General features: G+C 72.8%; 26 protein-coding genes. 12 read left to right on the forward strand and 14 right to left on the reverse strand.

Annotated features, from left to right (window positions below):
- Positions 1-27: 27 nt before the first annotated feature.
- Both DEI94_RS14835 and DEI94_RS14840 read right to left on the reverse strand, forming a co-directional pair.
- Positions 28-1,050 carry an NAD-dependent epimerase/dehydratase family protein gene (locus DEI94_RS14835; RefSeq protein ID WP_111012986.1) on the reverse strand — a complete coding sequence of 341 codons (1,023 nt, stop codon included), beginning with the start codon at positions 1,048-1,050 and terminating at the stop codon, positions 28-30.
- Complete coding sequence (locus DEI94_RS14840) at positions 1,047-2,234, reverse strand: zinc-dependent alcohol dehydrogenase (protein ID WP_111010613.1); 1,188 nt, start codon at positions 2,232-2,234, stop codon at positions 1,047-1,049. The genes DEI94_RS14835 and DEI94_RS14840 overlap by 4 nt, the downstream gene beginning before the upstream one ends.
- A 259-nt stretch (positions 2,235-2,493) precedes the next feature.
- Between DEI94_RS14840 and DEI94_RS14845 the strand changes: the two genes are divergently transcribed.
- Positions 2,494-3,093 (forward strand): hypothetical protein, encoded by a 600-nt coding sequence (locus DEI94_RS14845; protein WP_111025828.1) that lies wholly within the window; start codon positions 2,494-2,496, stop codon positions 3,091-3,093.
- On the opposite strand, the gene DEI94_RS14850 is transcribed toward DEI94_RS14845, so the two are convergent.
- A complete protein-coding gene (locus tag DEI94_RS14850; RefSeq protein ID WP_181441721.1) occupies positions 3,038-3,670 on the reverse strand; it encodes a DNA alkylation repair protein in 633 nt (210 codons plus the stop codon). The genes DEI94_RS14845 and DEI94_RS14850 overlap by 56 nt on opposite strands.
- Positions 3,671-3,817: 147 nt before the next feature.
- Between DEI94_RS14850 and DEI94_RS14855 the strand changes: the two genes are divergently transcribed.
- The gene (locus tag DEI94_RS14855; protein WP_111025832.1) at positions 3,818-4,132 is read left to right on the forward strand and encodes an excisionase family DNA-binding protein; all 315 of its coding nucleotides are present in this window, start codon (positions 3,818-3,820) and stop codon (positions 4,130-4,132) included.
- Here DEI94_RS14855 and DEI94_RS14860 read toward each other — a convergent pair.
- Positions 4,072-5,115 (reverse strand): NAD(P)-dependent alcohol dehydrogenase, encoded by a 1,044-nt coding sequence (locus tag DEI94_RS14860; protein ID WP_111025834.1) that lies wholly within the window; start codon positions 5,113-5,115, stop codon positions 4,072-4,074. The genes DEI94_RS14855 and DEI94_RS14860 overlap by 61 nt on opposite strands.
- Positions 5,116-5,321: 206 nt before the next feature.
- Here DEI94_RS14860 and mgrA point away from each other — a divergent pair, with 206 nt between their 5' ends.
- A complete protein-coding gene (gene mgrA / locus DEI94_RS14865; protein ID WP_111025836.1) occupies positions 5,322-6,362 on the forward strand; it encodes an L-glyceraldehyde 3-phosphate reductase in 1,041 nt (346 codons plus the stop codon).
- Positions 6,363-6,397: 35 nt separating this feature from the next.
- Here the strand turns inward: mgrA and DEI94_RS14870 are convergent, their stop codons facing one another.
- From DEI94_RS14870 to DEI94_RS14885, 4 genes are all read right to left on the reverse strand, one after another.
- On the reverse strand, positions 6,398-6,739 hold the full coding sequence (locus DEI94_RS14870; protein ID WP_111025838.1) for a hypothetical protein: 342 nt from the start codon (positions 6,737-6,739) through the stop codon (positions 6,398-6,400).
- A 222-nt stretch (positions 6,740-6,961) separates the two neighbouring features.
- A complete protein-coding gene (locus DEI94_RS14875; protein WP_111010607.1) occupies positions 6,962-7,390 on the reverse strand; it encodes a hypothetical protein in 429 nt (142 codons plus the stop codon).
- 75 nt (positions 7,391-7,465) lie between these two features.
- Positions 7,466-8,080 carry a hypothetical protein gene (locus DEI94_RS14880; RefSeq protein WP_111025840.1) on the reverse strand — a complete coding sequence of 205 codons (615 nt, stop codon included), beginning with the start codon at positions 8,078-8,080 and terminating at the stop codon, positions 7,466-7,468.
- Between the two features lie 106 nt (positions 8,081-8,186).
- Positions 8,187-8,612 carry a BLUF domain-containing protein gene (locus DEI94_RS14885; protein ID WP_181434736.1) on the reverse strand — a complete coding sequence of 142 codons (426 nt, stop codon included), beginning with the start codon at positions 8,610-8,612 and terminating at the stop codon, positions 8,187-8,189.
- Between the two features lie 223 nt (positions 8,613-8,835).
- On the opposite strand from DEI94_RS14885, the gene DEI94_RS14890 reads away from it, so the two are divergent.
- Positions 8,836-9,417 (forward strand): sigma-70 family RNA polymerase sigma factor, encoded by a 582-nt coding sequence (locus tag DEI94_RS14890; RefSeq protein ID WP_111025841.1) that lies wholly within the window; start codon positions 8,836-8,838, stop codon positions 9,415-9,417.
- A gap of 53 nt (positions 9,418-9,470) precedes the next feature.
- Here the strand turns inward: DEI94_RS14890 and DEI94_RS14895 are convergent, their stop codons facing one another.
- Positions 9,471-10,148, reverse strand: a complete 678-nt coding sequence (locus DEI94_RS14895) for a TetR/AcrR family transcriptional regulator (protein ID WP_111010603.1) — start codon at positions 10,146-10,148, stop codon at positions 9,471-9,473.
- A gap of 238 nt (positions 10,149-10,386) precedes the next feature.
- On the opposite strand from DEI94_RS14895, the gene DEI94_RS14900 reads away from it, so the two are divergent.
- Together DEI94_RS14900 and DEI94_RS14905 are read left to right on the forward strand one after the other, a co-directional pair.
- Positions 10,387-11,682, forward strand: a complete 1,296-nt coding sequence (locus tag DEI94_RS14900; RefSeq protein ID WP_111025843.1) for an Ig-like domain-containing protein — start codon at positions 10,387-10,389, stop codon at positions 11,680-11,682.
- Between the two features lie 128 nt (positions 11,683-11,810).
- A complete protein-coding gene (locus DEI94_RS14905) occupies positions 11,811-12,137 on the forward strand; it encodes a hypothetical protein (RefSeq protein ID WP_146249418.1) in 327 nt (108 codons plus the stop codon).
- A gap of 166 nt (positions 12,138-12,303) precedes the next feature.
- Here DEI94_RS14905 and DEI94_RS14910 read toward each other — a convergent pair whose 3' ends face one another.
- The 3 genes from DEI94_RS14910 to DEI94_RS14920 all read right to left on the reverse strand — a co-directional run bounded on the left by DEI94_RS14910 (position 12,304) and on the right by DEI94_RS14920 (position 15,210).
- Complete coding sequence (locus tag DEI94_RS14910) at positions 12,304-13,203, reverse strand: glucose 1-dehydrogenase (protein WP_111025845.1); 900 nt, start codon at positions 13,201-13,203, stop codon at positions 12,304-12,306.
- A 123-nt stretch (positions 13,204-13,326) separates the two neighbouring features.
- Positions 13,327-13,533 carry a hypothetical protein gene (locus DEI94_RS14915; RefSeq protein ID WP_111010600.1) on the reverse strand — a complete coding sequence of 69 codons (207 nt, stop codon included), beginning with the start codon at positions 13,531-13,533 and terminating at the stop codon, positions 13,327-13,329.
- A 12-nt stretch (positions 13,534-13,545) separates the two neighbouring features.
- Positions 13,546-15,210 carry a PEP/pyruvate-binding domain-containing protein gene (locus DEI94_RS14920; protein WP_111025847.1) on the reverse strand — a complete coding sequence of 555 codons (1,665 nt, stop codon included), beginning with the start codon at positions 15,208-15,210 and terminating at the stop codon, positions 13,546-13,548.
- Between the two features lie 74 nt (positions 15,211-15,284).
- On the opposite strand from DEI94_RS14920, the gene DEI94_RS14925 reads away from it, so the two are divergent.
- From DEI94_RS14925 to DEI94_RS14950, 6 genes are all read left to right on the forward strand, one after another.
- The gene (locus tag DEI94_RS14925) at positions 15,285-16,499 is read left to right on the forward strand and encodes a cytochrome P450 (protein ID WP_220038141.1); all 1,215 of its coding nucleotides are present in this window, start codon (positions 15,285-15,287) and stop codon (positions 16,497-16,499) included.
- On the forward strand, positions 16,496-18,031 hold the full coding sequence (locus DEI94_RS14930; RefSeq protein WP_111025849.1) for an aldehyde dehydrogenase family protein: 1,536 nt from the start codon (positions 16,496-16,498) through the stop codon (positions 18,029-18,031). Before DEI94_RS14925 ends, DEI94_RS14930 begins: the two co-directional genes overlap by 4 nt.
- Positions 18,028-19,098: a zinc-binding dehydrogenase gene (locus DEI94_RS14935; protein ID WP_111025851.1), complete on the forward strand. Its 1,071-nt coding sequence runs from the start codon at positions 18,028-18,030 to the stop codon at positions 19,096-19,098. Before DEI94_RS14930 ends, DEI94_RS14935 begins: the two co-directional genes overlap by 4 nt.
- Before the next feature lie 82 nt (positions 19,099-19,180).
- Positions 19,181-21,544 carry a PEP-utilizing enzyme gene (locus DEI94_RS14940; RefSeq protein ID WP_111025853.1) on the forward strand — a complete coding sequence of 788 codons (2,364 nt, stop codon included), beginning with the start codon at positions 19,181-19,183 and terminating at the stop codon, positions 21,542-21,544.
- Positions 21,541-22,356 (forward strand): phosphatase PAP2 family protein, encoded by an 816-nt coding sequence (locus DEI94_RS14945; protein WP_111025854.1) that lies wholly within the window; start codon positions 21,541-21,543, stop codon positions 22,354-22,356. Before DEI94_RS14940 ends, DEI94_RS14945 begins: the two co-directional genes overlap by 4 nt.
- A 122-nt stretch (positions 22,357-22,478) precedes the next feature.
- Positions 22,479-23,246 carry a hypothetical protein gene (locus DEI94_RS14950; RefSeq protein WP_111025856.1) on the forward strand — a complete coding sequence of 256 codons (768 nt, stop codon included), beginning with the start codon at positions 22,479-22,481 and terminating at the stop codon, positions 23,244-23,246.
- Between the two features lie 12 nt (positions 23,247-23,258).
- Here DEI94_RS14950 and DEI94_RS14955 read toward each other — a convergent pair whose 3' ends face one another.
- The gene (locus DEI94_RS14955; protein ID WP_111025857.1) at positions 23,259-24,023 is read right to left on the reverse strand and encodes an amidohydrolase family protein; all 765 of its coding nucleotides are present in this window, start codon (positions 24,021-24,023) and stop codon (positions 23,259-23,261) included.
- 94 nt (positions 24,024-24,117) lie between these two features.
- Positions 24,118-24,945 carry an endonuclease/exonuclease/phosphatase family protein gene (locus DEI94_RS14960; protein WP_111025859.1) on the reverse strand — a complete coding sequence of 276 codons (828 nt, stop codon included), beginning with the start codon at positions 24,943-24,945 and terminating at the stop codon, positions 24,118-24,120.
- Between the last annotated feature and the right edge of the window lie 40 nt (positions 24,946-24,985).

A 24,985-nucleotide genomic window follows, 5' to 3' on the forward strand; every position in this document is an offset into this window, starting at 1 on the left:
CACCGGTCGCGGCACCCGCGCTGTCCCTCAGCCGCGGAGCGGCCCCGACGCGGGCACGGACGAGCCCTGCCGGAATCCCTCGACGAGGTCGGCGAAGGCCTCGACCGCGGTGTGCTGCGGCTCCCACCCCAGCTCCTCGCGCGCCTTGTCGGTCCGCATGATCGGCACGTTCGCCGCGATGTCGATCCAACCGGCGTCTGTCGGCTGGATCCGCAGGTGCCAGGTCAGGGTGACGACGGCACGGAGCAGTCGGAGCGGGATCCGGACGGCGCGACGCATGCCGAGCACCGCGGCGAGCCGCGGTGGCGTGAGCACCGGCCCGGCGGCGACGTTGAACGCTCCCGCGGCCCGCTGGTCGATCGTCCGCCAGTACGCGTCGGCGAGGTCGTCGGCATGCACCGCCTGGAACACGAACGGTCCCGGGAGCGGGAGCACCGCCCACCGGGCCGCGCGGACGACGCGCATGGGGACGAGGTGCCCGAGGAACAGCCCCCGGATCTCCGCTGCCGCCGGCTGCTGGAAGACCAACCCCGGGCGCAGGCGGGTGACCACGATGTCGGGGTGGGTGTCGGCGAACTCGTCGAGGGCCGCCTCGTTGAGCGCCTTGTGGATGCTGTACGTCGCCGTGGCCATGCCGTCGACCGGCCAGGACTCGTCCACGCGCAGCCGCTTGTCCGCAGCCCGGTAGGTGCCGACCGACGACGCCACGACGACCTGCCCCACGCCCGCGGCGGCGGCCGCTTCGAGCACGGCGGCCGTCCCCTCGACGTTGACGCGGTACTGCGTCGGGATGTCGTGCGTCGGCTGCAGCGCCCAAGCCAGGTGGACGACGGCGTCGACGTGCTCGAGGAGCGGCGTCAGGGCCGCCACGGCACCGTCGGCGCCGACGTCGACGCTGTGCCACTCGACCCCGGCGTACGGGTCGGCCGACCGGTCCGGGATCCGTCGGGCGATGCCGACGATGCCGGTCACGGCCTCCTCGGCCTGCAGGCGGCGCAGCAGCGCCGTGCCGACGTTGCCGGTGGCGCCGACGACGGCGACGCGGGTCATGCCGGAGCGCCGGGGGTCAGGACGACCTTGACGCAGCCGTCCTCCTTCTTCTGGAACACCTCGTACATGTGCGGGGCGTCCTCGAGGGACACGCGGTGCGTCGTCAGGTCGAGCGTGCCGAGCGGGTCGGACGGGTCCTCGACGAGCGGCATGAGGTCGTCGAGCCAGCGGCGGACGTTGCACTGTCCCTCACGGACCGTGATCTGCTTGTCGAACAGCGTCATCATCGGCATCGGGTCGGCCGTTCCGCCGTAGACACCGCTGAGCGAGACCGTGCCGCCGCGCCGGACCAGGTCGATCGCCGCGTGCACCGCGACGAGCCGGTCGACGCCCGCGGTCTCGATGGCCTTCTGCGCGAGCTTGTCGGGCAGCAGCCCGGCCGCCCGCTGGGCGAACCCGGCGACGGCGTCACCGTGGGCCTCCATACCGACGGCGTCGACGACGCCGTCCGGCCCGCGTCCGTCGGTGAGATCCACGAGGTGCTCCACCACGTCGTCCGACATGTCGAACGTCTCGACACCGTACTTCGCCGCCATCTCGCGGCGGACGAGCTCCGGCTCGACGGCGAGCACGCGGTACCCGAGGTGCTTGCCAATCCGGGCCGCGAACTGCCCGACGGGGCCGAGCCCGAGCACCGCGAGCGTCCCGCCCTCGGGCACGTCGGCGTACGCCACGCCCTGCCACGCGGTCGGGAGGATGTCGCTGAGGAACAGGTACTGGTCGTCGGGGCCGGTCGCGGGGACCTTGATCGGCCCGTAGTCGGCGTGCGGCACCCGGAGGTACTCCGCCTGCCCACCCGGCACCTGGCCGTACATCTTCGTGTAGCCGAACAGCGCGGCACCGCTGCCGTACTGCTTCACCTGCGTCGTCTCGCACTGCGACTGCAGCCCGTGCGTGCACATCCAGCAGTGCCCGCACGAGATGTTGAACGGGATCACGACGCGGTCACCCGGAGCGAGGTTCGTCACGCCCGAACCGACCTCCTCGACGATCCCCATGGGCTCGTGGCCGAGCACGTCGCCCTTGTCGATGTACGGCCCGAGCACGCGGTACAGGTGGAGGTCGGACCCGCAGATCGCCGTCGACGTGATCCGGATGATCGCGTCGGTGGGCTCCTGGATCGTGGGATCGGGGACGGTCTCGACCGAGACCTTCTCGGTCCCCTGCCAGGTGAGTGCGCGCATGGTTCCTCCAGCTCGTCGGGCTGCGGCGGTGCCGCAGCGGTCGGCCGGGAGGCCCCTCCCGCGCCGGGTCCATCGCTACCCGTCCGCCACCTGCCACGTCCGACCCGTGCAGGTCCCGTCCAGCCGGGGGTGTCCCCCGCCCTGCGGATCCGCTCGGCCCACTGCTGGCTGGGAGGACGTCCTTGGTTGGGGGTACAACGAGGATCACTCATGCTGATCGGGGGCAAGCTCGGGTCGATCCCACCCGAAGGAGACCGTGATGCTCGAGCGCTTCCGCAACCTGCCGATATGGGCGTTGGCCGTCGTGATGTTCGTCGTCCTCGTCGTCGTCCGTGGTGGCATCGACCTCGTCGACCCGCCGCGACACACCGACTGGCCCGCGCAGCTCATCGGTGACGCCGTCTACGCGGTCCTGCTGACAGCCCTGCTGTCCGTACGGGTCAGCATCGCCCGGCGGCGCGCGGGCGGTACGAGCGCCCTCTCCGCCATGCGACGCTCCCTGAAGACCGGCCAGGTGCCCGATGACGCCGATCCCAGCACCTGGACACCGATGCTCGAGCGGTGGGAGCGGCAGCAGCGACGGTCCGCGTGGTTGGCTCCGGTGCTCTGCGCGGTCCTCGCGCTCGTCTCGGTCTGGCTGCTGACCCAGTTCGCCGATCCCATCGGGATCGCGCTCGTCGTGCTCTGGGTCGCCCTCGGCATCTGGAGCGTGGTCCAGACGCGCCGCGTGCTCCCACGGATCCGCCGGGTGCTCGGAACCCTCCAGCAGCGCGGTAGTTCGTGGACCTACCCCGCGGACGCTCCTACCGGCGGAACCGCGCCTGCGCAGCCGCAGGCAGGTGCTCCGTCGCCGCACTGAGCAGCGCACGGTCCATCCCGCTCGCGTTCGACTCGAGGAACGCGACGAGCTCGTCGTGCGAGGCCCACTTGCCGACCCCGCGCAGGACGAGCGCCACGGCACGCCGCACGTGCTCGTTCCGCTCCCGCACGAGCCTGCCGACGATGTCGAGCGCGGTCGCGGCCTCCCCACGCTTGACGAACGCGAGGGTCGCGGTGACCGCGATGCACCGCTCCCAGACGACGTCGCTCTTGGCGAGCGCGAACAGCGGGCCACGCGGACGGTCCGCGAGCCACGCGCCCACGATGTGTTCCGCACTGACCTCGACGAGGAGGTCGCTGTCGACGCGCTCGCTGTGGGCCGCTGCCATGTAGTCCTCCACCACGACCGACCTGGTCGCGTCGTCACCGTCCCGGAACCGCTGGACGAGCAGCAGCACCGCCACGAGCCGTGCGTCCTCGACCTCGCTCCAGAGCAGCACCCCCACCTCGCCGTCACCGAGGGTCGCGAACCGGCGGGCGACGCGTCGAGCGGCGGCGAGGTCGCCCGGGGTGCGGGCGAGTGCGCCGAGGACGTCCTCGGCGGTGTCGACGGCCACGTCAGTCCGCCGAACCGATCGCGACGGGGCGCGTGACGGACGGACAGGACCGGGAGGAGGACGGCACCGATCCAGGCTACGTGTGGCCCGCCGCGCGTCGTTCGACACGGCCGCGAACGCCTCCTACCGGCCGAGATCTTCGATGTCGTGGAACAGGTCGCGAACACCCTGGCCGCGGGCAACGGGGTGGCCGTGATCCCGTCGCGGATGCAGCTGACGACACACGAAGCCGCCGACCTGCTCGGCGTTTCCCGGCCCACCCTGGTCAGGCTCCTCGAAGCGGGTGCGACCCCGTTCCAGAAGCCAGGTCGACACCGTCGGGGAGCCCTGAGTGACCTCGTCGCGGACCAGGAGCACGAGCAGGACGAGCGTCGCGTTCGGCAGTTCCCGACACGCTTCCGTCAGGCGTTCGGCGTGACCACCGCGCGCCCGGACAGCTCGCCAGCCTCGAGCCGCCGGTAGGCCTCCAGGGCGTCGTCCATCGCGAAGCGCTCCACGTCGGGCACGATCTGACCGGCTCGGTACATGTCGACGACCTCGTGGAGGTCCTCGATCGTGCCCCAGTAGGTGTTCGTCAAGGTGGACTCGTACGGCGTCGAGAAGAACGACCAGGACGTGACGCCACCGGCGATCCCGACGACGGTGAGCCGGCCTCCCTGCGCCATGGACGCCTGAGCGAGCTCGATGGTCGGCGTCGCGCCGACGAAGTCGAAGGCGGCGTCGACGCCCTTGCCTCCCGTGATCTCGCGGATCCTGGCGGCCTGATCCGGGCCTCCCGGGACGGTCACCGCACCGCGCTCGGCGGAACGCGTCATGGCGTCCGCCTTGGTGTCCGTCGCGATGACGGTCGCGCCGGTGAGGGCGGTGAGGATCTGCACGGCGATCTGGCCGAGGCCGCCGAGCCCGACGACGAGTGCGGTGCGGCCCCCGCCCGCGAGGTTCGGCAGGCTGTTCTTGATCGCGTGGTACGGCGTCAGGGCGGCGTCGCTGAGCGGCGCGGCGAGCACGGGGTCGGCGTCCCCGAGCGGTACGAGGTTCCGCGCGGGGACCGTGACGTACTCGGCCATGCCGCCGTCGCGGCCGAGTCCGATGCCGAGGTACGGCATGGTCGCGGCGTTCTCGCAGTACGTGTCCTGCCCGCGCGAGCAGGCCCTGCAGTGCCCGCACCCGATCGGGCCGTACACCAGGTAGGCGTCTCCCTCGGCGAAGCCCTCGACTCCTGGGCCAACTGCTTCGACCCAACCGGAGTTCTCGTGACCGAGCGTGAACGCCGGCGCCTGCGCCCCGGGCTGGCCTTCGGAGAAGTGTCGGTAGACGGCGACGTCCGAGTGGCAGGCGCCCGCGCCCGCGACCTTGATGAGCACCTCTCCCGGTCCCGGGACCGGCTTCGGCACGTCGGTGAGCGAGGGGAAGGTCTGCCACTGTTCGAAGACGACGGCGCGCATGGATGACTGCTCTCTGTGCTGGTGGTGGCCCATCGGCACCCCGTCATCGAGTCGGCGCGGCGTCGCGGTCGGATGGAAGATCCGGCAGTCACACTACACCTGTCGCTGTGCACGACAGGTGTCGTTGACCGGTCCGGAGGCCCGCCCCACCGTCCTCCATGCGAGGCTGGACCCCTGATCCCCACCCCGCTCGGAGGCACATCCCCATGACCTACGTCGCCCGTGACGACCGCTACGACTCGATGCCGTTCCGCCGGACCGGCCGGTCCGGCCTCGACCTGCCGCTGCTCTCACTCGGGTACTGGCACAACTTCGGTGACGACCGACCGTTTGAGACCCAGCGCGCGATCAGCCGGCGGGCGTTCGACCTCGGGATCACGCACCACGACCTCGCGAACAACTACGGGCCGCCCTACGGCGCCGCGGAGATCAACTTCGGCCGCATCATGCGGGAGGACCTCCACCCGTACCGGGACGAGCTCGTCATCTCGACCAAGGCCGGTTGGGACATGTGGCCGGGCCCGTACGGGCAGGGCGGCGGGAGTCGGAAGTACGTGCTCGCATCGCTCGACCAGTCGCTGCAGCGCATGGGCCTCGACTACGTGGACGTCTTCTACTCGCACCGCCTCGACGCCTCCACGCCGCTCGAGGAGACCATGACCGCGCTCGACACGGCTGTCCGGCAGGGCAAGGCGCTCTACGTCGGGATCTCCTCGTACGACACGGAGCGGACCCGTCAGGCGGCGGCGATCCTCCGCGACCTCGGCACCCCGCTGCTCATCCACCAGCCGTCGTACTCGATGCTCAACCGCTGGATCGAGACCGAGGGCCTCCTCGACGCCGCGGACGAGCTCGGGTTCGGGGTCATCGGGTTCACGGCGCTCGCGCAGGGCCTGCTCACGGGCAAGTACCTCGACGGCGTGCCCGAGGGGACCCGCGCCGCCGCCTGCACCTCGTTCGACCCCTCGGTCATCACGCCCGAGGTCGTCGGTCACCTCCGGGCGCTGCACGACATCGCGGCCGCTCGGGGGCAGTCCCTCGCCCAGCTCGCACTCGCGTGGGCCCTCCGCGACGAGCGGGTGACCTCGCTCGTGATCGGCGCCTCGCGGGTCGAGCAGGTCGAACAGAACGTCGCGGCGCTCGACCACCTGTCCTTCGCGGAGGACGAGCTGCGCGCCATCGACGAGCACGCGGTGGACTCGGCCGGCATCGACCTGTGGGCGGGCGCTCGGGCCGGCGAGGTCTGAGCGCCGTCGGTCACTGCGCTCAGCGGGGGGGCGGTTCAGGTCCCGGGGGTGCCGCCCGCCGCCGCGCCGGGGTCGGGGTCGGGGCCTGGTCCGGCCCCGTCCCTCGGGCGGCTGCCGTGGAGGCCACCCGGCGTGAAGTCCCCTTGGCGCAGGCAGTCACGGACCGCGCGGAGGGCCGCAACGAACCCGGCGTCGAACCGTTCGTCGTCCGGGTCGGGGTCCGCCAGCGTCTGCGCGATCCACGTGTCGAGTTGCCGCGCCACCGACAGGTGCGCCAGGTACTCGACGGGCCGCTCCTGCAGGAGCCGGTCGATGCGCGACGCCGAGTAGCTACGGAGGCGGTCCGGCTCGAAGTCGAACACGCTGGGGATCAACATGACATGAAGCTAGACGGTCTAGCGATCTCCGTCCGGGGGGTTGCGCAAAGCGGACCGGATGGAGGCCACTCCGGGCCTCCATCCGGTCGGCGCGATCGAGCGTCAGCGCGTCAGCGCGTCAGCGCGTCAGCGCGTCAGCGCGTCAGCGCGTCAGCGCGTCAGCGCGTCAGCGCGTCAGCGCGTCAGCGCGTCAGCGCGTCAGCGCGTCAGCGCGTCAGCGCGTCAGCGCGTCGAGATGATGTACGTCACGGACGAGCCGGGCGTGCTGATGCTCACGGTGTAGCGGTCGCTGGTGTAGGTCGCCTGCGTGGCGGTGCCGCCGCCCTGCTTGGTGAAGCCGGCAGACGCGAGTGCCTGGCCCGCCTGTGCGAAGCCCTTCCCGCCCTTCGGCGAGACGGTGGCGCTCCAGCCGTCGCTGGCGTTGCCGCGGGCGACGATCACGTCGCCCTTGACGACGGGCACGGCCTTCGGGAAGTTCGCCGGCAGCTTCGACGAGGACGACGACCCCGATGCGGAGGAGGCCGACGTGGAGCCGGAGGAACCGGCGGAGGTGCTCGAGCTGCAGCCGGCGAGCAGTGCGGCCGCTGCGAGTGCGGTCGCGGCGCCGACCACGAATCGGGTGGAACGGGTGGTGCTGTGGAGCTGGTGCATTGATCCTTCTGGGACTCGGTGCGTTTCCTGTGGACACACCAGGATCGCACTGACTCCCTGCGTCTCCGGTCGACGTCAGCGCGGCAGGAGCCGGAGCGGCACCCCGGCGTCGCGGAGCGCGAGTGTGGCGAGGACCCGGACCGCGTCGGGCTCCCCGGCCCGCCACCGCTCGACCACGGTGGGCTCCACGGCACGCAGCGTGCCGGGGTGCGCGTGCGCCAACGCCTGTGCCGCGAGGGCTTCCAGTCCGAGCGGTGTGCGCAGCAACGCCCGGACCGCGGCCGCCCGCCGCACGAAGCCGCCCCGCCGGCGCAGCCACAGGACGACGACGAGGAGGACGGGCAGGCCCGCCACGACGACGCCGACGAGGACCGCGACGTGGTGGGCTGCCTCCTGCTGGTCGCGCCCCGCGGCGACGAGGGTCCGTGCGGCGTCACTCGCGTTCCGGAACGGCGCGCTCACGGCACGGCCCGCGAACGGCAGGTCGGCGATGCGGTCCGCCGCCCGCGACATGGTGCTGCGGAAACCCTCACCCGCGTCCTGCACGCGCCGACCGACGTCACCGAGTGCGGCGATCGACGCCCCGACCGCGCGCCCGAGCAGGACCGCCAGGACGATCGCGACGAGGGCGACCACGTCGGCGACCAGCTGCCGCACACGACGGACGGGATCGGCGGCGTACAGCTGCATGGGGCCTCCTCGCGTGGGCCCCGAGGCCCGGAACGGACCCGTTCATCATCGTCGTCCCGCGGACGGCGCGCCGAGGATCGCCGACATCCGCCTCCTGCGCCGGGGCTCAGGCCGCGGTCGGGTCCTCGTCACCGAGCTGCGCGACGAGGTCCTGCACCCGCGCCGCGGTCTCCGACGTCCGACCGGCCGCGGGGGCGCTGAAGAAGTCGTCGAACCCGGGCAGGTCGTCGGCGCCGGTGTCGACGACCGCGCGGTACCCCATGGTCCACGCCGGGAACCGACGCTCGGCGATCGACTCCTGCGCGACGAGCTGGACCGCACCGTGCCGCGGGTCCGACGCGATGATCGCGTAGCGCTCGCGCACGGCGTCGTCGGGGCCCTCGAGCACCTGCATGAACTGCCCGTCCTGGTGCAGCAGGACGCCGGTCAGACCGGCACGGGCGTTGTTCGCGCGGCTGTTCAGGAGCAGGACCGCCAGGTCGTCATCCGTGAACGGGTACGTCGCGGAACTGGTGTAGACGGTGGACAGCACGACGGTTCTCCTCAGGTGGGGATCAGGGGTAGGACCCAGATTCCACCCACGACCGCCGCGAGCGGGACACCCAGTTCGGGGCGCATCGGGGAAGCACGGCCCGAACGGTGCCTCCGAGCCGGTCCAGGAGGCACGAGTAGACGAGACGCAGCCGTCGTACCCCGTCGGCGGAGTCAGCGTCGACAGGACCACCCGAGATCACGACACCCGAGACGGACCCGAGATGCTGCACCGTCGACCGACCACCGACCCCGCCACGACGAGCGATGACGCGCTGCTCATCGCCGTCTGCGGCGGCGACCGCGAGGCCTTCCACCAGCTCTACGTCCGGCTGACGCCGCGCCTCGTGTCGTTCGCCCGCCGGACGCTCGTCGACCACGCCCAGGCCGAGGAGGTCGTGCACGACGTCCTCCTCGACGTCTGGTCCGACGACACGACACCGTACGACCCCGCGCGCGCTTCGGCGACGAGCTGGCTCCAGACCCTCACCCACCGCCGCGCCGTCGACCGGGTCCGGTCCATCGAGCGCACCCGACAGCGGGAGATCCGCGTCGGGATGCGGGACTTCGAGCCGGTCGACCACGACGCCGCCGAGCGGTTGGACGTGCTGGCCGAGTGGGTCGCGGTGCGGAACGCGCTCGCCGGCCTCACGCCGCACCAGCGATCCGCCGTGCTGTTGCGGTACCGCGACGGGCTCACGGACCTGGAGGTCGCCGACCGGTTGAGCGTCCCGGTCGGCACCGCGAAGACGCGGATCCGGAGCGGTCTCCGCGGTCTCCGCCGCTGCCTCAGCGTCGCGGTCTGACGGCGCACGTCAGCGCGACGGCCCAGGGCGGTCCGGGCGGCGTTCGCCGTGACTCAGAGCGACCAGGCGTCGTCGACCCACGTCGACGGCGTGAGCGGAGCGCGCACCTGGTACCGCTCCTCCCAACCGCGCTCGAGGCGGGAGGCCGCCCGGTCGAACGCCGACATCAGGTCGAGGTCCTGCCGGAGCAGGGCCTGCAGCTGCAGGCCCTCGTAGAGGGCGATGAGCTGCTCCGCGCCGCGACGGGGGTCCATGGTGTGCGGTGCACGACCGACGGCGACGTCGTGCTCGAGACCGCGGCGGATCTGCGTGACGAACAGCTGGTACCGCGACTGCAGGTAGGGGGCCATGGGGTGCGTGCAGTCGCTCGCGACGCTCGCGAGGGCGACGAGCAGGCGCATGAGCGCGGGCTGCCGGACGTTCGACGCCACCATCGCGCGGAGGAACTCGACGGTGCTGACGTCGCCGAGGGTGTGCTCGATGGCTTCGGTGCGCTGGCCGTTCCACCGGTCGACGGCGGCGAGCACGAGGCCGTCCCACGACGGGAAGTGCTGGTGGAGCTCTTCGAGCGAGATGCCGATGCGGGCGGCGACGGCGTCCGGACGGGCCTCGTGGAAGGGCACCTCGTGGAGCAGGTCGACGGCCCCGTCGACGATGATGACGCGGAGGTGGAGCGTCTGGGCTGCGGCGGCAGCGGCCGCGGTGTCCGCGTTGGTGTGGTCGAGCATCATGCCCCTTCGTGGAGACGGGAGGGCGGACGACGTTGGCACCCTGGTCCGGTCTGGCGGACGTCGTGTCCGTCCCCACGATCAAACCGCCCAGAAGGTTTCTTCCGCACCCCCCGGTCCGGGGGTCCTCTCTTCAGGGGACAACCGGGGGGCGGCGCCCTCGGGGTATCGGGAGCGACGACGTAGCATGACCACACCCGACGCGGGCCCCGAACCCGCGACCCCGTATCCCAGGAGCACCATGTACCCGAAGCATGCCCTCGTCCGCCGTGTCCGGATCCCGATCGTGGGCGGTGTCACCCTCGCCGTCGCGGGCGCCCTCGTCCTGGCCGCCGGCCCCGCAGCCCACGCCACCGAGGTCTCCGGCGCGATCACGAACGTCACCGTCAGCCCGACCGCGCCGGCGCTCGGCAGTCAGCTCCGCACGTCCATCGACTGGTGCGCGCCCGCCGACGCCCACGCCGGTGACACGTTCGGCCTCACGTTGAGCGACCACCTGGGTCACCTGCCGACGGGCTTCGAACTCGACGACCCCGCCACCGGCGCGACGGTGGCGACGGCAACGATCGCATCGAGCACCCCGTGGATCGTCTCGTTCACGTTCACGAACTACGTGGACACGCACCGCGACACCTGCGGCACGGCGTACGTCCAGTCGGACTTCAACGGCACGACGACCCCGGGCGGTGTCACCACCCCGATCACCTCGACGACGAGTGACGGGCGGCAGTTCACGACGCCGATCACGCCGACCGGCCCGGCCTGGGGTGACCCGGCGGCCGCGTCGAAGTACGGCACGTGGGCGCGGCCCGACCAGGGCCGGACGAACCCGACGGACGCGGTCGTCTGGCACATCGACACCCCGAACGGCCCGTTCGCCTCCGCCACGACCACCGACGCCGTTCCCGCCGGACAGACCTGGCAGTTCGACTGCGCCACGGTGCAGCTCTCCGAGGGTTCCTACGTCGACGGCGTCTACACGCACATCGCCGACCTTCCCGGGTCGGGGATCCCGGTCACCTGCTCCACCACCAGCGTGACCGTGTCCTGGCCCACACTCACCGTCGCGGACCAGTACCGGGTCGAGATCGCGGCTTCCGAGCGCACGGCGAACGGGGACGGTCCGTCCCGCACCGAGCAGAACGAGGCCGCCGTCACCACCGTCACCGCCGACGGCACGACCGCCACGACCGACGCCGGTGCACAGATGATCCAGGCGAGCGCGGGCGGCATGGGGCAGGGCGTCGCCGTGGCCGTCGCGCCGATCACGACGCCGACGCCGTCCCCCTCGGGCGGCACCGCGAGCGTGTCCCCGGCCGGAGCGAGCGCCGTACCGGCTGCTGCCGCTGCGACCGACACATCGGGCTCCCTCGCGTTCACCGGGCAGGACGACCGCCCGGCGATCGCGCTCGGTTCGGCCCTGCTCCTGGCGGGGATCGCCGTGCTCGCCCTGGCGCGTCGCCGTCGGCTCACCGTCGACGCGCCCGAGTCGGCCGGATCCGCGACGCCGCGTCACGGCCTCCGTCGGCAGCGCTGACCCCCGGTCCCGGCGGCGCTGACCCACGTCCCGGCGGCGCACCGCGCCGTCGGGACCGGGCCGGCACGGACCGGGCCGGCGGGACACCGCTGGCGCGGCGCTGGGATCGCGGTGCGAGGATGGACGCCATGTCCCCCGACGATCTGGCACAGGGCCTCGCGCAGATGGCGAGCACCGGGTTCGAGCTCGGTGGCCACGCGGACGAGGTGGCTCGGGACGTCCGCCTCATGTGGGAGCACCTCGGCGCTCCGGCCGGTGCCTTCGAGGCCGCGGCCGAGGCCGTCGCGAAGCTGCCGCAGCGTCCGGAGGTACCCGTCGCCGACCTGGCGCGCCGGGCCGAGATGGAGCGGGCCTTCGGCATCCAGCCGGTCGAGGTCGAGCTCGCCGCGGCGCTGTCCGCACGTGAACTGCTGCAGCGCATGGCGCGGATGCGCCCCGCCCCGGACACCCGCTGACGCCCCCGGACGGCCCCGGACGGCCCGGACTTGGAACGCCCAGATCGCAGAACACGCCGCTTCCCGATGGTGGGAAGCGGCGTGTTCTGCGATCTCGTCGCGGTGCTCGGCCGGCGGACCGAACGGCCGGACCCGGGCCCGGGCCCGGCCCGGCCCGGCCCGGGCGTCACGGCGTGGGCATGCCACCGTTCACGTGGAGCGTCTCGCCGATGACGAACGAGGACTCACCACTCGCCAGGAACACGAAGGCCGGCGCGAGCTCGGCCGGCTGACCCCAGCGTCCGAGCGGGGTCTCGGCGCCGACCTCGGGCAGCTTCTCGGGGGCCTGGCCGCCCGCCGGCTGCAGCGGCGTCCAGATCGGGCCGGGAGCGACCGCGTTGACGCGGATGCCCTTCGACGCGAGCTGGCCCGCGAGCCCCTTGGAGAACGTGTTGATCGCGCCCTTGGTCGAGGCGTAGTGCACGAGCGCCGGCGACGGCTGGTACGCCTGGATCGAGGTCGTGTTGATGATCGTCGAGCCCGGCTGCAAGTGCGGCAGCGCGGCCTTCGTGATCCAGAACATCGCGTAGACGTTCGTCTTGAAGGTGGCGTCGAACTCCTCGTCCGACAGGTCGGTGAGGTCCTCGACGTGCTGCTGCTTGCCCGCGTTGTTGACGAGGATGTCGAGCCCACCGAGCTCGTCGACGGCCTTCGCCACGAGCTCGCGGCAGAACGCGGCGTCCGTGATGTCGCCGGGCAGCGCGACCGCCTTGCGGCCCGCGTCCTGGATGAGGCCGATGATGCGCTTGGCGTCCTCTTCCTCCTCGGGCAGGTATCCGATCGCGACGTCGGCGCCCTCGCGCGCGTAGGCGATCGCGACGGCTGCGCCGATGCCCGAGTCACCGCCCGTGATCAGGGCCTTGCGCCCCTCGAGTCGACCGGAGCCGCGGTAGGTCTCCTCACCGTGGTCGGCGGGGACGTTCTCCGCCATCTCGGCATCGGTGCCGGATCCGCCGAGGTACTGCTCGTCGGGCACCTTGTCGGCGTAGAGCTTGCTCGGGTCCTGGAACGTGTACTGGTCCGTCATGTCTGGGTCTCCTCCTCCTGGCTGAGGACCCCGACGGTACGCGGGAGACCGGGACGCGCTCACGGCCAGCCGGCGGCGGTTGTCCCCCGGGCGGAGGCGCTCCGGTCCCCGCCCGCCCCGTCGTCAGTCGGCGGGCCGGAACACCGCGATCGGCAGCGCTCCCGGCTCCTCGTCGACGTCGTCGGTGGCGATCCAGGTCCGTCCCTCGTGCTCGATGGTCGTCGGGAGCTCGCCCCGCACGATCAGGCGGATCGGCGGCTGGTCGCCGTCCACGAGGTCCACGCCCCGCGCGCGGTCGTCACCGGTGTTGTCGACCACGTACTCCGTCATGGGTGCAGTCTGTCACCGTCCGGCGGCCCAGGTGTCGAGCCGCTCGAGCGCGCGCAGAGCCGCGGCCCGGTCGCCGCCCCGGTCGGGAGGCACGGGGGCCCCCGCCCCGTCGCGCGCGTCGGGCGAGCCGACCCAGACCCGACCGGAGGCACCGTCGACGGTCACGAGGTCACCAGCGCGGACGACCACCCCGGAGGGGCCCGTCGCAGTCGCGTCGTCCTCGGCTCCCGTGAGCACGAGGTCACCGGCGCCGACCACGGCCGGGACGCCCCACCCCCGCGCGACCACGGCCGCGTGACTGGCCAGGCCGCCCCGGCAGGTGACGATCGCGACCGCGGCGGACATCCCGACGACGTCCTTCGGGCTGGTCTCACGACGCACGAGCACGACGTCGCCGTCCGCGGCGAGCGCGGCCTCGGACGAGAACACGACCGCCCCGGTGACGATCCCGGGCGACGCGCCGAGCCCGGTCACGAGCAGGGTCTCGCCGGCGGCAGCACCGTGCGCGTCGTCACCGTGCTCCGTGGCGGAACCAGCACCATCCGTCTCGAGGTCGCGCCGCGCCCGCTCCCGGACCTCCTCCGGGACGCGCGCCACGGCCTCCTCGGGCGTCAGCGCGACCTCCGGGTCGTCCACCAGGTCGACGGCGGTACGCACGGCCGCGACCGCACTGAGCTTGCCGGCGCGGGTCTGGAGGAACCAGAGCCGTCCCCCCTCGACGGTGAACTCGACGTCGCAGACGTGGCGGTAGTGGGCCTCCAGACGGCGCAGCGCGGCCATGAGGTCGACGTACACCTGGGGGTCGAGGTCGGCGAGGTCGCGGACCGGCACCGGGTGCGCACTGCCGTCGACGACGTCCTCGCCCTGGCCGCGGACGAGGTAGTCGCCGTACGGGCCCGGCGCGCCGGTGGCCGGATCGCGCGTGAACACGACGCCGGTCCCGGAGCGTGGTCCGCGGTTGCCGAACACCATGGCCTGCACGGTGACGGCGGTGCCGGCGTCGTCGTCGATGCCGTCGCGGGCGCGGTAGGCGCGGGCACGCTCGCTGTCCCACGACGCGAAGACCGCGGCGATCGCCTCGCGGAGCTGCTGCTCGGGGTCGTGCGGCACGGGCCGCCCGGCGAGCTCGGTGATCCGTCGTCGCAGCGTGCGGGCGTCCTCGGCGTCGGCGAGCGCCTCGACGGACACGCCCATGACGATCGTGGCGTACATCCGGAGGAAGCGCCGGTGGCTGTCCTCGGCGAAGGCGTCGTCCCCGGTGACCCGGGCGAGCCCCCGCACGGTGTCGTCGTTGAGCCCGAGGTCGAGGACCGTGTCGAGCATCCCGGGCATCGAGACGGCGGCGCCGCTCCGAACGGACAGCAGCAGCGGATCGTCCGGGTCGCCGAGCCGGCGGCCCATCCGCTCGCCGAGCGCCGCGACGTGTGCCGCGACGACGGCGTCGAGCGAGGAGGGCCACCCACCGTGACGCCACCGACGGAAGACCGGCAGCGCGATCGTGAACCCCGGGGGCACGGCGAGTCCCAGCGCGGTCATCTCGGCGAGGCCCGCGCCCTTGCCGCCGAGCAGCTCCGTGAGCTCGCGGGCGGGGACGCCGTGGTGGTGGTCGAGCGCGAACACGGCGTCGTCGAGCGCGCGGTCCCGCGGTTCGACGCTCGGCTCGGACGGGGAGGACATCACGGCGCTCCTGGGGTCGGAAAGGTGTTCCACAGTAGCCAGTTCGTCGCCGGACGCGACTACGGTTGGCGACCATGACGATCGGGAGCCCGACGGCGGGCGTCGACCTGATGGACCTCACCGCGTTCGCGGACGACCGCGAGATGGCGGTGTTCGCCGCGCTCCGGGAGCAGGACCCCGTGCACTGGAACGCCCCGTCGCACCGCGGGCCGGGCTTCTGGGCGCTCACTCGGTACGCCGATGTCAAGGCCGCGGCGAGCGAGATGCCGCAGCTGACGAGCGCCGAGGGCACGCAGATCCTGGACCGCAAGGTGGAGGGCGCGCTGCAGAGCCTCCACAACATGGACGGGCAGGAGCACGTCGCCCTGCGCCGGGTCACGATCCCGCACCTGCGGGCCGTGAAGATCCAGCAGTGGCAGGCCATGATCGACGAGGCCGTGACGCTCCTGCTCGACGAGGCGGAGGCCCGCGGCACCTTCGACCTGGTCGAACGCATCAGCGCCCGCCTGCCGATGCTCGTGCTGTCCCGCGTCCTCGGCGTCCCCGCGTCGGACGCGCCCCGCATGGTCGACTGGACGAACCGGTTGACGAGCTCCGACCCGGACCACCTGGTCGACGCCGACGCCCTCGCCGAAGCGCGGGACGAGGTCATGGGGTACTTCCAGCGCCTCACCGAGGAGCGTCGCGCCGACCCCCGGGACGACCTCATCAGCGTCATGGCGAACGGCAGCGTGGCCGGGCAGCCGCTCACCTGGAACCAGCTGGCGGCGTACTACATCGTGCTCGTGGCGGCCGGGAACGAGACCACGCGGCACCTCGTCTCGGGCGGCACGGTGGCGCTCCACGAGCACGACGCGTGGGCGCGGCTGGAACGTGACCGCGGCCTCCTGCCGACGACCGTCGAGGAGATGTTCCGCCACGTCAGCCCGGTCGCCGCGATGCGCCGGACCGCACTCGAGGACCTGACCATCGACGGGCGCGACGTCGCCGCGGGCGACAAGGTCGTCCTGTGGTTCTCGGCCGCGAACCGTGACCCCGCCGTGTTCGAGGACCCGGACGAATTCCGCCTCGACCGCACGCCGAACGACCACCTGAGCTTCGGGTGGGGCGCGCACTTCTGCCTCGGGTCACACCTGGCGCGGGCGGAGGTCCGGTCGTTCTTCGGCGCCGTGCTCGACCGCGGGATCCGGTTCGAGCTCGACGGGGAGCCGGAACGCCTGCGGGTGAACCTGTTCCGCGGGTGGGACCGCGTGCCGGTGCGTGTGGTCCGGACGGGAGGCGCGGCATGAGTCCCGAGACCGGTGTCAGCACCACCGCCGCTCCCGTCGACGCGGTCGTCGTCCCCGACCGCTCCGTGTTCATCGGCGGCGGCTGGGTCTCCCCCGACGACGAGGCCCCGCTCGACGTCGTGGACCCGGCGACGGAACGGATCATCGGCACCGTCCTCGACGCCTCCGCCGACCTCGCGCACCGCGCACTGCTCGACGCCCGGGAGGCCTGGCCCGCCTGGGCCGCGCTGCCACCGTCCCGACGTGCCGGGCTCCTCGACGCGCTCGCCGCGGAACTCGAACGGCACGGTGACGCCCTCGCCGAGCTCGCGACGCACGAGATCGGCATGCCCATCCGGGAGTCCCGCGCGGTCCAGGTCGACCTGCCCGTCAAGGTGCTCCGCTCGACGGCGGCGATCGCCCGGCAGCTCGCCTGGGACAGCCGCGACGCCTCGGGCAGCTCCGTCGTGCGCGAGCCGGTCGGCGTGGTGCTCGCGATCACGCCGTGGAACTTCCCCGTCCACCAGATCGTGGCGAAGCTCGCGCCCGCACTCGCCGCGGGCTGCACGGTCGTGCTCAAGCCGGCCGAGCTCACGCCGCTCAACGCGCTGTTCCTCGCCGAGCTCGGGCGCCGAGCGGGGCTGCCCGCCGGGGTGTTCGACGTCGTCACCGGGACCGGCGCGACGACGGGCGAGGCGCTCCTCCAGGACGAGACGTGGGACATGGTGTCGTTCACCGGCTCGCTCGCCGTCGGTCGGCACATCGGCGCCGTCGCCGGGTCGCGGATCAAGCGCGCGACGCTCGAACTCGGCGGCAAGTCCCCCGCGGTCGTGCTCGACGACGCCGACCTCGACCTGGCGGTGCGGACCACCGTGCGCAACTGCTTCACGAACGCGGGCCAGAAGTGCAACGCGCCGACACGGCTGCTCGTGCCGGCGGACCGGCTGCACGACGCGGTCCGGATCGCGGCGGAGTCCGCCGACGCGTACGTGCTCGGGGACCCGTTCGATCCCGGGACGACGATGGGTCCGGTCGTGTCGGCGGAGCAGCGTGCGAAGGTCCTCCGGTTCGTGGACACCGCACGAGCCGCGGGGGCGACGGTCGCCACGGGCGGCACCGCCGTCGACGGCACGGGGTTCTTCCTGCGCCCGACGATCGTCACCGACCTCGCCGAGGACGCCGAGATCGTCCGCGAGGAGGTGTTCGGTCCGGTCCTCGTCGTGCAGGGTCACGCGGGCGAGGACGACGCGGTCCGGATGGCGAACGACACCCCCTACGGCCTGTCGAGCGAGGTCTGGTCGGCGGACGAGGCCCGGGCGGCGGCGATCGCCCGACGCATCCGTGCCGGTCAGGTGCGGGTGAACGGCGTCCGCACCCCGGCCCTCCCGGTCTCGCCGTTCGGCGGGTACGGACAGTCGGGGCTGGGGCGCGAGATGGGGCCGTTCGCGATCGAGGAGTACCTCGAGGTGAAGGCCGTGCTCGGCGACCCCGTGCTCGATCCGACCGCGACCACCGCCGCACCAGCGGCGGCGGGGCAGGACCCGCTCGCGTGAGGGCCGCCGTCGTCACCGAGGCCGGTGGTCCGTTCGTCGTCCGCGACGACGTCGAGCACCGCGCGCCCGGCCCCGGCGAGGTCGTCGTCCGGATCCGCGCCGCGGGCCTGTGCCACACCGACCTGTCCCTGGCCGCGGGCGCGTTCGGGCAGCGGCTCCCGGCCGTCCTCGGGCACGAGGGCGCGGGCGAGGTCGTCGCCCTCGGGCCGGACGTCGACACCGTGGCCGTCGGCGACCGCGTCGTCGTGTCGTGGGTCCCCCGGTGCGGCCACTGCTCCGCGTGCCGCCGCGGCGAACCGTACATCTGCCGGAACCGCCCCCGATCGTCGGCGCAGGGCGCGGCGATGACGGCCGGCGGTGCGGACGTGGTCGCCGGGATGGGCACCGCGACCCTCGCCGAGGAGACCGTCCTGCCCGTGACCGCGCTCGTGCCGCTGCCCGAGGACGTGCCGTTCACCGTCGGTGCGCTGCTCGGCTGCGCCGTCCCGACCGGCTTCGGTGCCGCCGTCGACACCGCGCACGTCGCCCCGGGCGAGACCGTCCTGGTGATCGGGGCCGGCGCGGTCGGGCTCAACGCCGTACAGGGCGCCCGGATCGCGGGTGCGACCACGATCGCGGCGGTCGACCCGAGCGCGGACCGCCGTCGCCTGGCCGCGGAGCTCGGCGCGACGACGACCGCCGCGCCCGGGGACCTCGACGGTGCCGCGCTGACGGACGGCGAGGGCTTCGACGTCGCGATCGACGCGGTCGGGTCGTCCGGCACGATCCGGGCCGCGTGGGACGCCGTCCGACGCGGTGGGCGGGTGGTCGTGGTCGGCGCGGGCCGGAGCGACGACCCCGTGCGGTTCAGCGCCCAGGAGCTGTTCCACGAGCAGAAGTCGATCACCGGGTCGTTCTACGGTTCGAGCGACATGTGGCGGCAGGTCCCGCGCATGGTCGACGCCTGGCGTGCCGGGGACCTCCGGCTCGACGCGTTCCTGACCGACGTCGTGTCCCTCGACGACCTCGAGGCGGCGGCGGCCCGGCAACGCGCCGGCGACGTCCTCCGCGTGGTGGTCACACCGTGACCACCCGTCCGACCGACCAACCGGTCCGAACACCCGACGACCACGAACCGCGCAGCGCAGCGCACCGACACGGAGGACCGACATGGCCCAGCAGCTCACCGACGACGAGACCACCTTCGAGCAGGTCGGCACCGGCCTGACGGTCTACGAGACCGACGACCTCGTCGAGGGCGTGGCGAAGTGGCTCGAGACACCCGAGGACGTCATCGCCTTCGCCGACCTCGACGATGTGTCCGACGTCGTCGTGATCGCCCGCGGCGGCACCACGACCTTCCTGACGATGGCGCTCAACGCGGGCATCCGCGGGGTCGTCACGCTGCAGGGCGCACCGGAGAGCCACCTCGGCATCCTCTGCCGCGAGTACGGCATCCCGGCGGTGATGTCGGTCACGTTCGACAAGGGCGTCCGCACGCCGCGCGGCGAGGTGGTCCCCGCCGACGGCGTGCGGATCCGGCTCGACGTGTCGTCGCGGCCGGGAGGCACGGTGAGCGTCGAGCGCGGTGCTCCCGTCGACGACTCCCCGGCGCCCGAGAGCACCGCCCCGGCGATGAGCCAGGAGGAGTTGGCGCAGATCATGCTCCTGCTCGAGAAGTTCGGTGGCGTCGTGCCGAAGGGTTCCGAGGGCGATGCCGTCATGCAGGCCGAGATGACCACCCGGGTGTTGTACACCGACGCGGAGTCGATCCACCGCGACCTCACGCGCGAGGAGGTCAACGAGGCGATCCGCTACTACACCTGGAACGAGTGGGACGCCCTCGCTTCGCGCGCCACCGAGGGCGAGTCTGGACTCATCCCCCGCCAGGAGTACGAGGCCATGGGGATCATGAACTGCTGGTTCCAGCACCCGCGGTGGCTCCGTGCGATCGAGGACCGGATCGGGATCGACGGCGTCGTCGACATCGCGTCGATCGCCAAGCGCGAGATCGGCACCAAGGTCAACATGCTGCACATCTGGGCGCTCGCCACCGCGCCGTCGTTCGGGCGGGGCATCGCGCTCGAGCTCGGCCTGCACGACGCCGACTACGAGGCCGACCGGATCCGCGACGCGTTCGGCGTCGTCCGTCGGCTCTACAACGGGTTCTGGGGCGACGGCCCGATCCTCACGTCGATGCAGGGGTACCGTGCCGAGGTCCTCGACCGCGACTGGATCGACCGCTTCGGCCAGGACCGGATCGCCCTGGGCGTGGACGCCGACCGCTCGACGTTCCAGCGGTTCCAGGGAGCCGCGGAGCTCATGGGGTTCCTGCTCCACTTCGACAACCGGCTCGGTGTGTCGGATCACGGGCCCTACCCGACCGACGACGGCGGGTTCGTCCTCGTCCGCGACATCTTCCTCAACGAGCCCGCCTGGCACTGGAACGACCCGGCCTCGCCGCTGCCCTGGTCCGTCACGACCGCGATGTTCTTCGGCCCGGACTCCGGCCTCGACGTCCAGGTCATCGACATCTCGACCGCGTTCACGAACCCGGCGAACTACGTGCCGTACATCCAGGGCGTGGCGGCGTACACCCGACCGACCTGGGACGCGCCCATGTCCGACATCGACGTCCTGTCGCTCGAGGACATGGCCGCCCTGCGCACGCAGATCGAGGCGCAGTCCGCCGCCCTGTACGGACGGATCGCGAGCATGGACCGCCGCGAGAAGATCGAGGCGGGCGCCCTCACGTACACCGCGGGCTTCGCGCTCCCGTTCGCCCGCGCCGCCGGCCTGCTCGACGAGCTCATCGCCGATCACGACTTCCTCGGGATCCACCCCGCGGTCGCCGCCTGCTACGACACGATCGTCAGCGGGGTCGCGACCGAGATGATCCCACGACTGTTCCTCACGGGGTCGTGGGGCAACCCCGTCCCCGAGACCGCCTCGACCGGTCTCGTCGCCGACGAGACCGAGTTCGCCGTCCTCCAGGCGCTGCGCGTCCGCGGGTTCGCCACGACCGAGCAGATCGCCGAGAGCACCGGGCTCGACGCCGCGGCGATCGACGCGACACTCGCCGCCACCGACGAGCGCGGACACACCCAGCCGACCGGGGGACGTCGGGCCATGCACACGCTCACGCCGGCCGGACGCGCCCGCGCCGTGCTCCTCGCGGGCGACCGACTCAGCGCCACGCAGCGCAGCACCGTGGCGGACGTGTACGAGTCGTTCCTGTTCCCGAACCGCGACGTCAAGCAGCTCACCGCGGACGCGCAGTCGGGAGCGGACGTCACGGAGCGACTCGAGGTCGTGCACGGGCAGATCGGAGCCGTGCTCGCTCAGCTCGGAGATGTCGACCCGCGCTTCGGTCGGTACGGCGAGCGGCTCGAGCGGGCGATCACGGCCTACCGCGGAGGCGACCGGGACGCCCTCGCCCGGCCCCTGTCCGGCTCGTACCACGACGTGTGGATGGAGCTGCACGAGGACCTCATCGCGACGCTCGGGCGGGAGCGCACGGAGGACGACGAGTGACCCACACCCACCGCGCCTCCAGTCCGACGTCGGTGGGCCGGCGAGACGTCACCGAGTGGCGGAGCCCCGCGGGCCGACGCCTGGCCGACCGCCACCAGCGGCTCGTCGACCGGGTCGGCGCGCACCGGGCGCTCATCGGCCTGCTCGCCGTCGGGGGCGGGGTCGCGGCCGGCGCGACCTGGCTCGCGGCGACGATCTACGACGACGTGGCCGACCGCAACGGCATCGCGAGCCTCGATCAGCCCGCGCTCGCCTTGGCCAAGCGGCTCCGCTCACCCGCGCTCGACGGCACCGCGGCGGCGATCGCGCACGGGTTCGGCCCGGTCGGCATGCCCCTGCTCGCGGCGGCAGCGGGTGGTTCGTTCGCGCTCGAGCAACGGAAGGCCGCGCCGTTCACGCTGCTCGCCGCTGCCGGGCTCGGCTCGCTCGGCATGACCGTCGCCGGCAAGCGGATCATCCACCGCCACCGGCCGGGCCGTCGTGACGCGATCCCGCCGTACGAGCGGTCGCCGTCGTTCCCGTCCGGGCACACGCTCAATGCGACGACGATCGCCGGGATCGTCGCGTACCTCCTCATGCTGCGGCAGCGTCGGCAGGCACCGCAGGTGGTCGTCGCCGGGTCGGCCCTCGCCACGATCGCTGGGGTCGGGCTGTCCCGGGTCCTGCTCGGAGCGCACTGGTTCACGGACGTCGCGGTGGGATGGACGACGGGTGCCGGGTGGCTCGCGACGGTCATCACCGTCCACCGACTGCACCTGACGACGGAGCACGGCAGGACGCCGGCCGCCACTGACATCGACGGCCGGCGCTGAGCCTCCCGGTCCGCGCATCCCGGAGGGCCGACACCGGTCCGCAGGTCACGATGCGGACACGGGGGCGTTGCGATTCGATGAATGCCGGTCACGGGAGCCTCCACGGCCCCTACGGTCGAGTGGTGACCGCTCGACCGCTGCTGCTGCCCACGCTCGTCGTGGGCGCGCTGTTGCTCGGCGGATGCAGCACCCCGGGGACCGCGGCGATCGCCGGGGCCACCACCGACGGGGCAGGCGCTGCCGTCGCCACGCCGCGCGTGGTCGAGACCGCCAGCCTCCTGAGGACCGATGGCGAGCCGAGCACCGACACGACGATCAGCGCCGCCAGCCTGCGGACCGTCGACGTCATCGAACTCGACGCCGAGCAGCTCCGCCTGTCCGACGGCGACGACCTCGTCGCGGTCGCACCGATGACCGACGGCGACGCCACCGTGGGCCTCCTCCGTCGGCTGCTCGGCAAGCCGCGGATCACCCGCACGGCGGTGGGTGACGGCGGCACCTGTGTCCCGGCGAGCACGTCGTACACGTGGGGCCGAGGCCTCCGGGTCGTCGACCTCGCGCAGACGTCCACCCGCGGGAACGCCGTCGACATCCGCATGCTCAAGGCGTCGATCACCGGACGGTCGGGGGCCACCGTGCACCTCCAGGGGCCCAACGGTGTCACGGTCGGCGACGACATCCGCGAGCGCGTCGCCACGGCCTCGGGCCGCGACAAGGAGTCCTACGCCTCGGGCGACCGCGCGAACTGGCAGATCGTGCTGCAGGAGGGCTGGGTCCTCGATCCGGACGCCTCCGACGCCGAGGTCGACGGCGTCTCCGCGATCACGAAGGGCACCGAGGTCGCCGTCATCGGATCGCCCATGCCGGTGCACTCGTCCGACGACTGCTAGTCCGCGCCGGTCTCAGTCGAGCGGGGTCCCGACCCGGTAGAAGGCGACCGCGTTGTCGACGAGCACGGCCCGGGCGTCGTCGGGATCGAGCCCCTCGACGGCCACGGCGACGTCCTCGTCCCGGAACGGTCGCCGCGCTCGCGTGCTCGGCAGGTCCGTCCCGAACAGGAGCGCGCGCGGGTCGACCCGGTGGACGGCGGCGAGGGTCTCGCGCACGTCGAGGTCCACGCGGCCGAACCCGGTCGCCTTGACACGGAGCCCGCGCTCGACGAGACGCAGCAGGACGTCCCGGTGCGCGTGCGTCATCCCGAGGTGGTCGACGGAGGCACGGGGCAGCGCCCGGAGCACCGGCTCGAGTTCGGCGAGATCCGCCGCGTCGAGGTACAGCTCGACGTGCATGCCGGCGACGTCCCACGCTCGACGCCCGAGCGCCACGAGATCGGTCACCGCCGTGGATCCGCCGCGGTACAGGTTGCAGCGGATCCCCCGGATCCCTGCCGCGGCGAGCGCCCGGAGTCTGTCGTCGGCGATGTCCGTCGGCACGTTCACGACGCCGACGAACGACGGTCCGAGGCGGTCCAGCGCGTCGAGGAGGTACGTCGTGTCGACGCCCTGGAACGAGCCGGACACCACGACGCCGCCGATCACGTCGAACGCCGCCGTGCGGGTCCGGTAGTCGTCGACCGTGAACCGCGGTGGGAGGTACCCGTCGTTCGGCACGAGCGGGAACCGCGGATCGATGACGTGGAGGTGGCTGTCGAAGACCTGGATCGGCACGCCGCCATGATGCCCACCCGTCCCCGCGAGATCGCACCTGCTGCCGCTCTGGAGCTCCCGAGCGGGGCAACGAGTGCGATCTCGCGGGCGGGCGTCAGACGCCCAGGACGAGCCGCGCCACCACCGGGAAGTGATCGCTCGCCGACCAGGTGCTCGGGTCGTCGTGGTCGATGCGGATGCCCTCGACCTCCACGGGTCCGCGCGTCAGGATCCAGTCGATCCGGACGCCCCCGTCCACGGGCGGCTCCCAGCCGTTGAAGCTCGACACGGGGTCGTCGGCACCGGCGCGCGTCCAGGCGTCCGCGAACCCCGCGACCGCCAAGCGCTCCGACGCCGCGGCGAGCCCCGCGCCCTCGTTGAAGTCCCCCGTGACGACGACCGGCCCGGAGGCATCGGCGAGGCGCGCGGCGATGAGGTCCGCGCTCATCCGGCGCACCTCGGCGCCCCGGGACGTCTGGACGTAGTCGGTGTGGGTCGTCAGGAGCGTGAAGCGCTCGTCGGTGATGAGGTCGTGGAAACGCCCCCAGGTCGCCATCCGGACGTGTGAGGTGTTCCAGGTGTTCGACCCGACGGCGTCCGGGGTGTCCGACAGCCAGAACGCGCCGTCCTCCTCGACCGCCACGCGGTCCCGTCGGTGGAACACCGCCGCGTACTCGCCGCGCTCGCCGCCCTCGCGTCCCTGGCCGATGTCGCCGTACTCGGGCAGCGCTGCTCGGAGGTCCTCCATCTGCGCGTGGAACGCCTCCTGCACGCAGAGCACGTCGGGGTCGTTCCGCCGGATGATCGCCACGAGCAGCGGCAGGCGATCCGCCCAGTCGTGTGCCGGGTCGTGGTGGTGGTTCTTGACGTTGTAGGTCATCACCGTCAGGGGCACGGCGGTGCGGAGCGTCGCGGCTCCGCCGGTCGTGGAGGGACTGCTCACGCCGTCGACGCTATCGTGCGCCCGTCGTCACGTCCGGTTC

Source organism: Curtobacterium sp. MCBD17_040 (assembly GCF_003234805.2).
Classification (GTDB): Bacteria; Actinomycetota; Actinomycetes; order Actinomycetales; family Microbacteriaceae; genus Curtobacterium.

Coding starts and splice junctions, on each gene's coding strand:
- DEI94_RS14835 (WP_111012986.1), bottom strand. CDS start 1,050: ATGACCCGCGTCGCCGTCGTCGGCGCCACCGGCAACGTCGGCACGGCG.
- DEI94_RS14840 (WP_111010613.1), bottom strand. CDS start 2,234: ATGCGCGCACTCACCTGGCAGGGGACCGAGAAGGTCTCGGTCGAGACC.
- DEI94_RS14845 (WP_111025828.1), top strand. CDS start 2,494: ATGCTCGAGCGCTTCCGCAACCTGCCGATATGGGCGTTGGCCGTCGTG.
- DEI94_RS14860 (WP_111025834.1), bottom strand. CDS start 5,115: ATGCGCGCCGTCGTCTTCGAACAGTGGCAGACCTTCCCCTCGCTCACC.
- mgrA (WP_111025836.1), top strand. CDS start 5,322: ATGACCTACGTCGCCCGTGACGACCGCTACGACTCGATGCCGTTCCGC.
- DEI94_RS14870 (WP_111025838.1), bottom strand. CDS start 6,739: ATGTTGATCCCCAGCGTGTTCGACTTCGAGCCGGACCGCCTCCGTAGC.
- DEI94_RS14875 (WP_111010607.1), bottom strand. CDS start 7,390: ATGCACCAGCTCCACAGCACCACCCGTTCCACCCGATTCGTGGTCGGC.
- DEI94_RS14880 (WP_111025840.1), bottom strand. CDS start 8,080: ATGCAGCTGTACGCCGCCGATCCCGTCCGTCGTGTGCGGCAGCTGGTC.
- DEI94_RS14890 (WP_111025841.1), top strand. CDS start 8,836: ATGCTGCACCGTCGACCGACCACCGACCCCGCCACGACGAGCGATGAC.
- DEI94_RS14895 (WP_111010603.1), bottom strand. CDS start 10,148: ATGATGCTCGACCACACCAACGCGGACACCGCGGCCGCTGCCGCCGCA.
- DEI94_RS14900 (WP_111025843.1), top strand. CDS start 10,387: ATGTACCCGAAGCATGCCCTCGTCCGCCGTGTCCGGATCCCGATCGTG.
- DEI94_RS14905 (WP_146249418.1), top strand. CDS start 11,811: ATGTCCCCCGACGATCTGGCACAGGGCCTCGCGCAGATGGCGAGCACC.
- DEI94_RS14910 (WP_111025845.1), bottom strand. CDS start 13,203: ATGACGGACCAGTACACGTTCCAGGACCCGAGCAAGCTCTACGCCGAC.
- DEI94_RS14915 (WP_111010600.1), bottom strand. CDS start 13,533: ATGACGGAGTACGTGGTCGACAACACCGGTGACGACCGCGCGCGGGGC.
- DEI94_RS14920 (WP_111025847.1), bottom strand. CDS start 15,210: ATGTCCTCCCCGTCCGAGCCGAGCGTCGAACCGCGGGACCGCGCGCTC.
- DEI94_RS14925 (WP_220038141.1), top strand. CDS start 15,285: ATGACGATCGGGAGCCCGACGGCGGGCGTCGACCTGATGGACCTCACC.
- DEI94_RS14930 (WP_111025849.1), top strand. CDS start 16,496: ATGAGTCCCGAGACCGGTGTCAGCACCACCGCCGCTCCCGTCGACGCG.
- DEI94_RS14940 (WP_111025853.1), top strand. CDS start 19,181: ATGGCCCAGCAGCTCACCGACGACGAGACCACCTTCGAGCAGGTCGGC.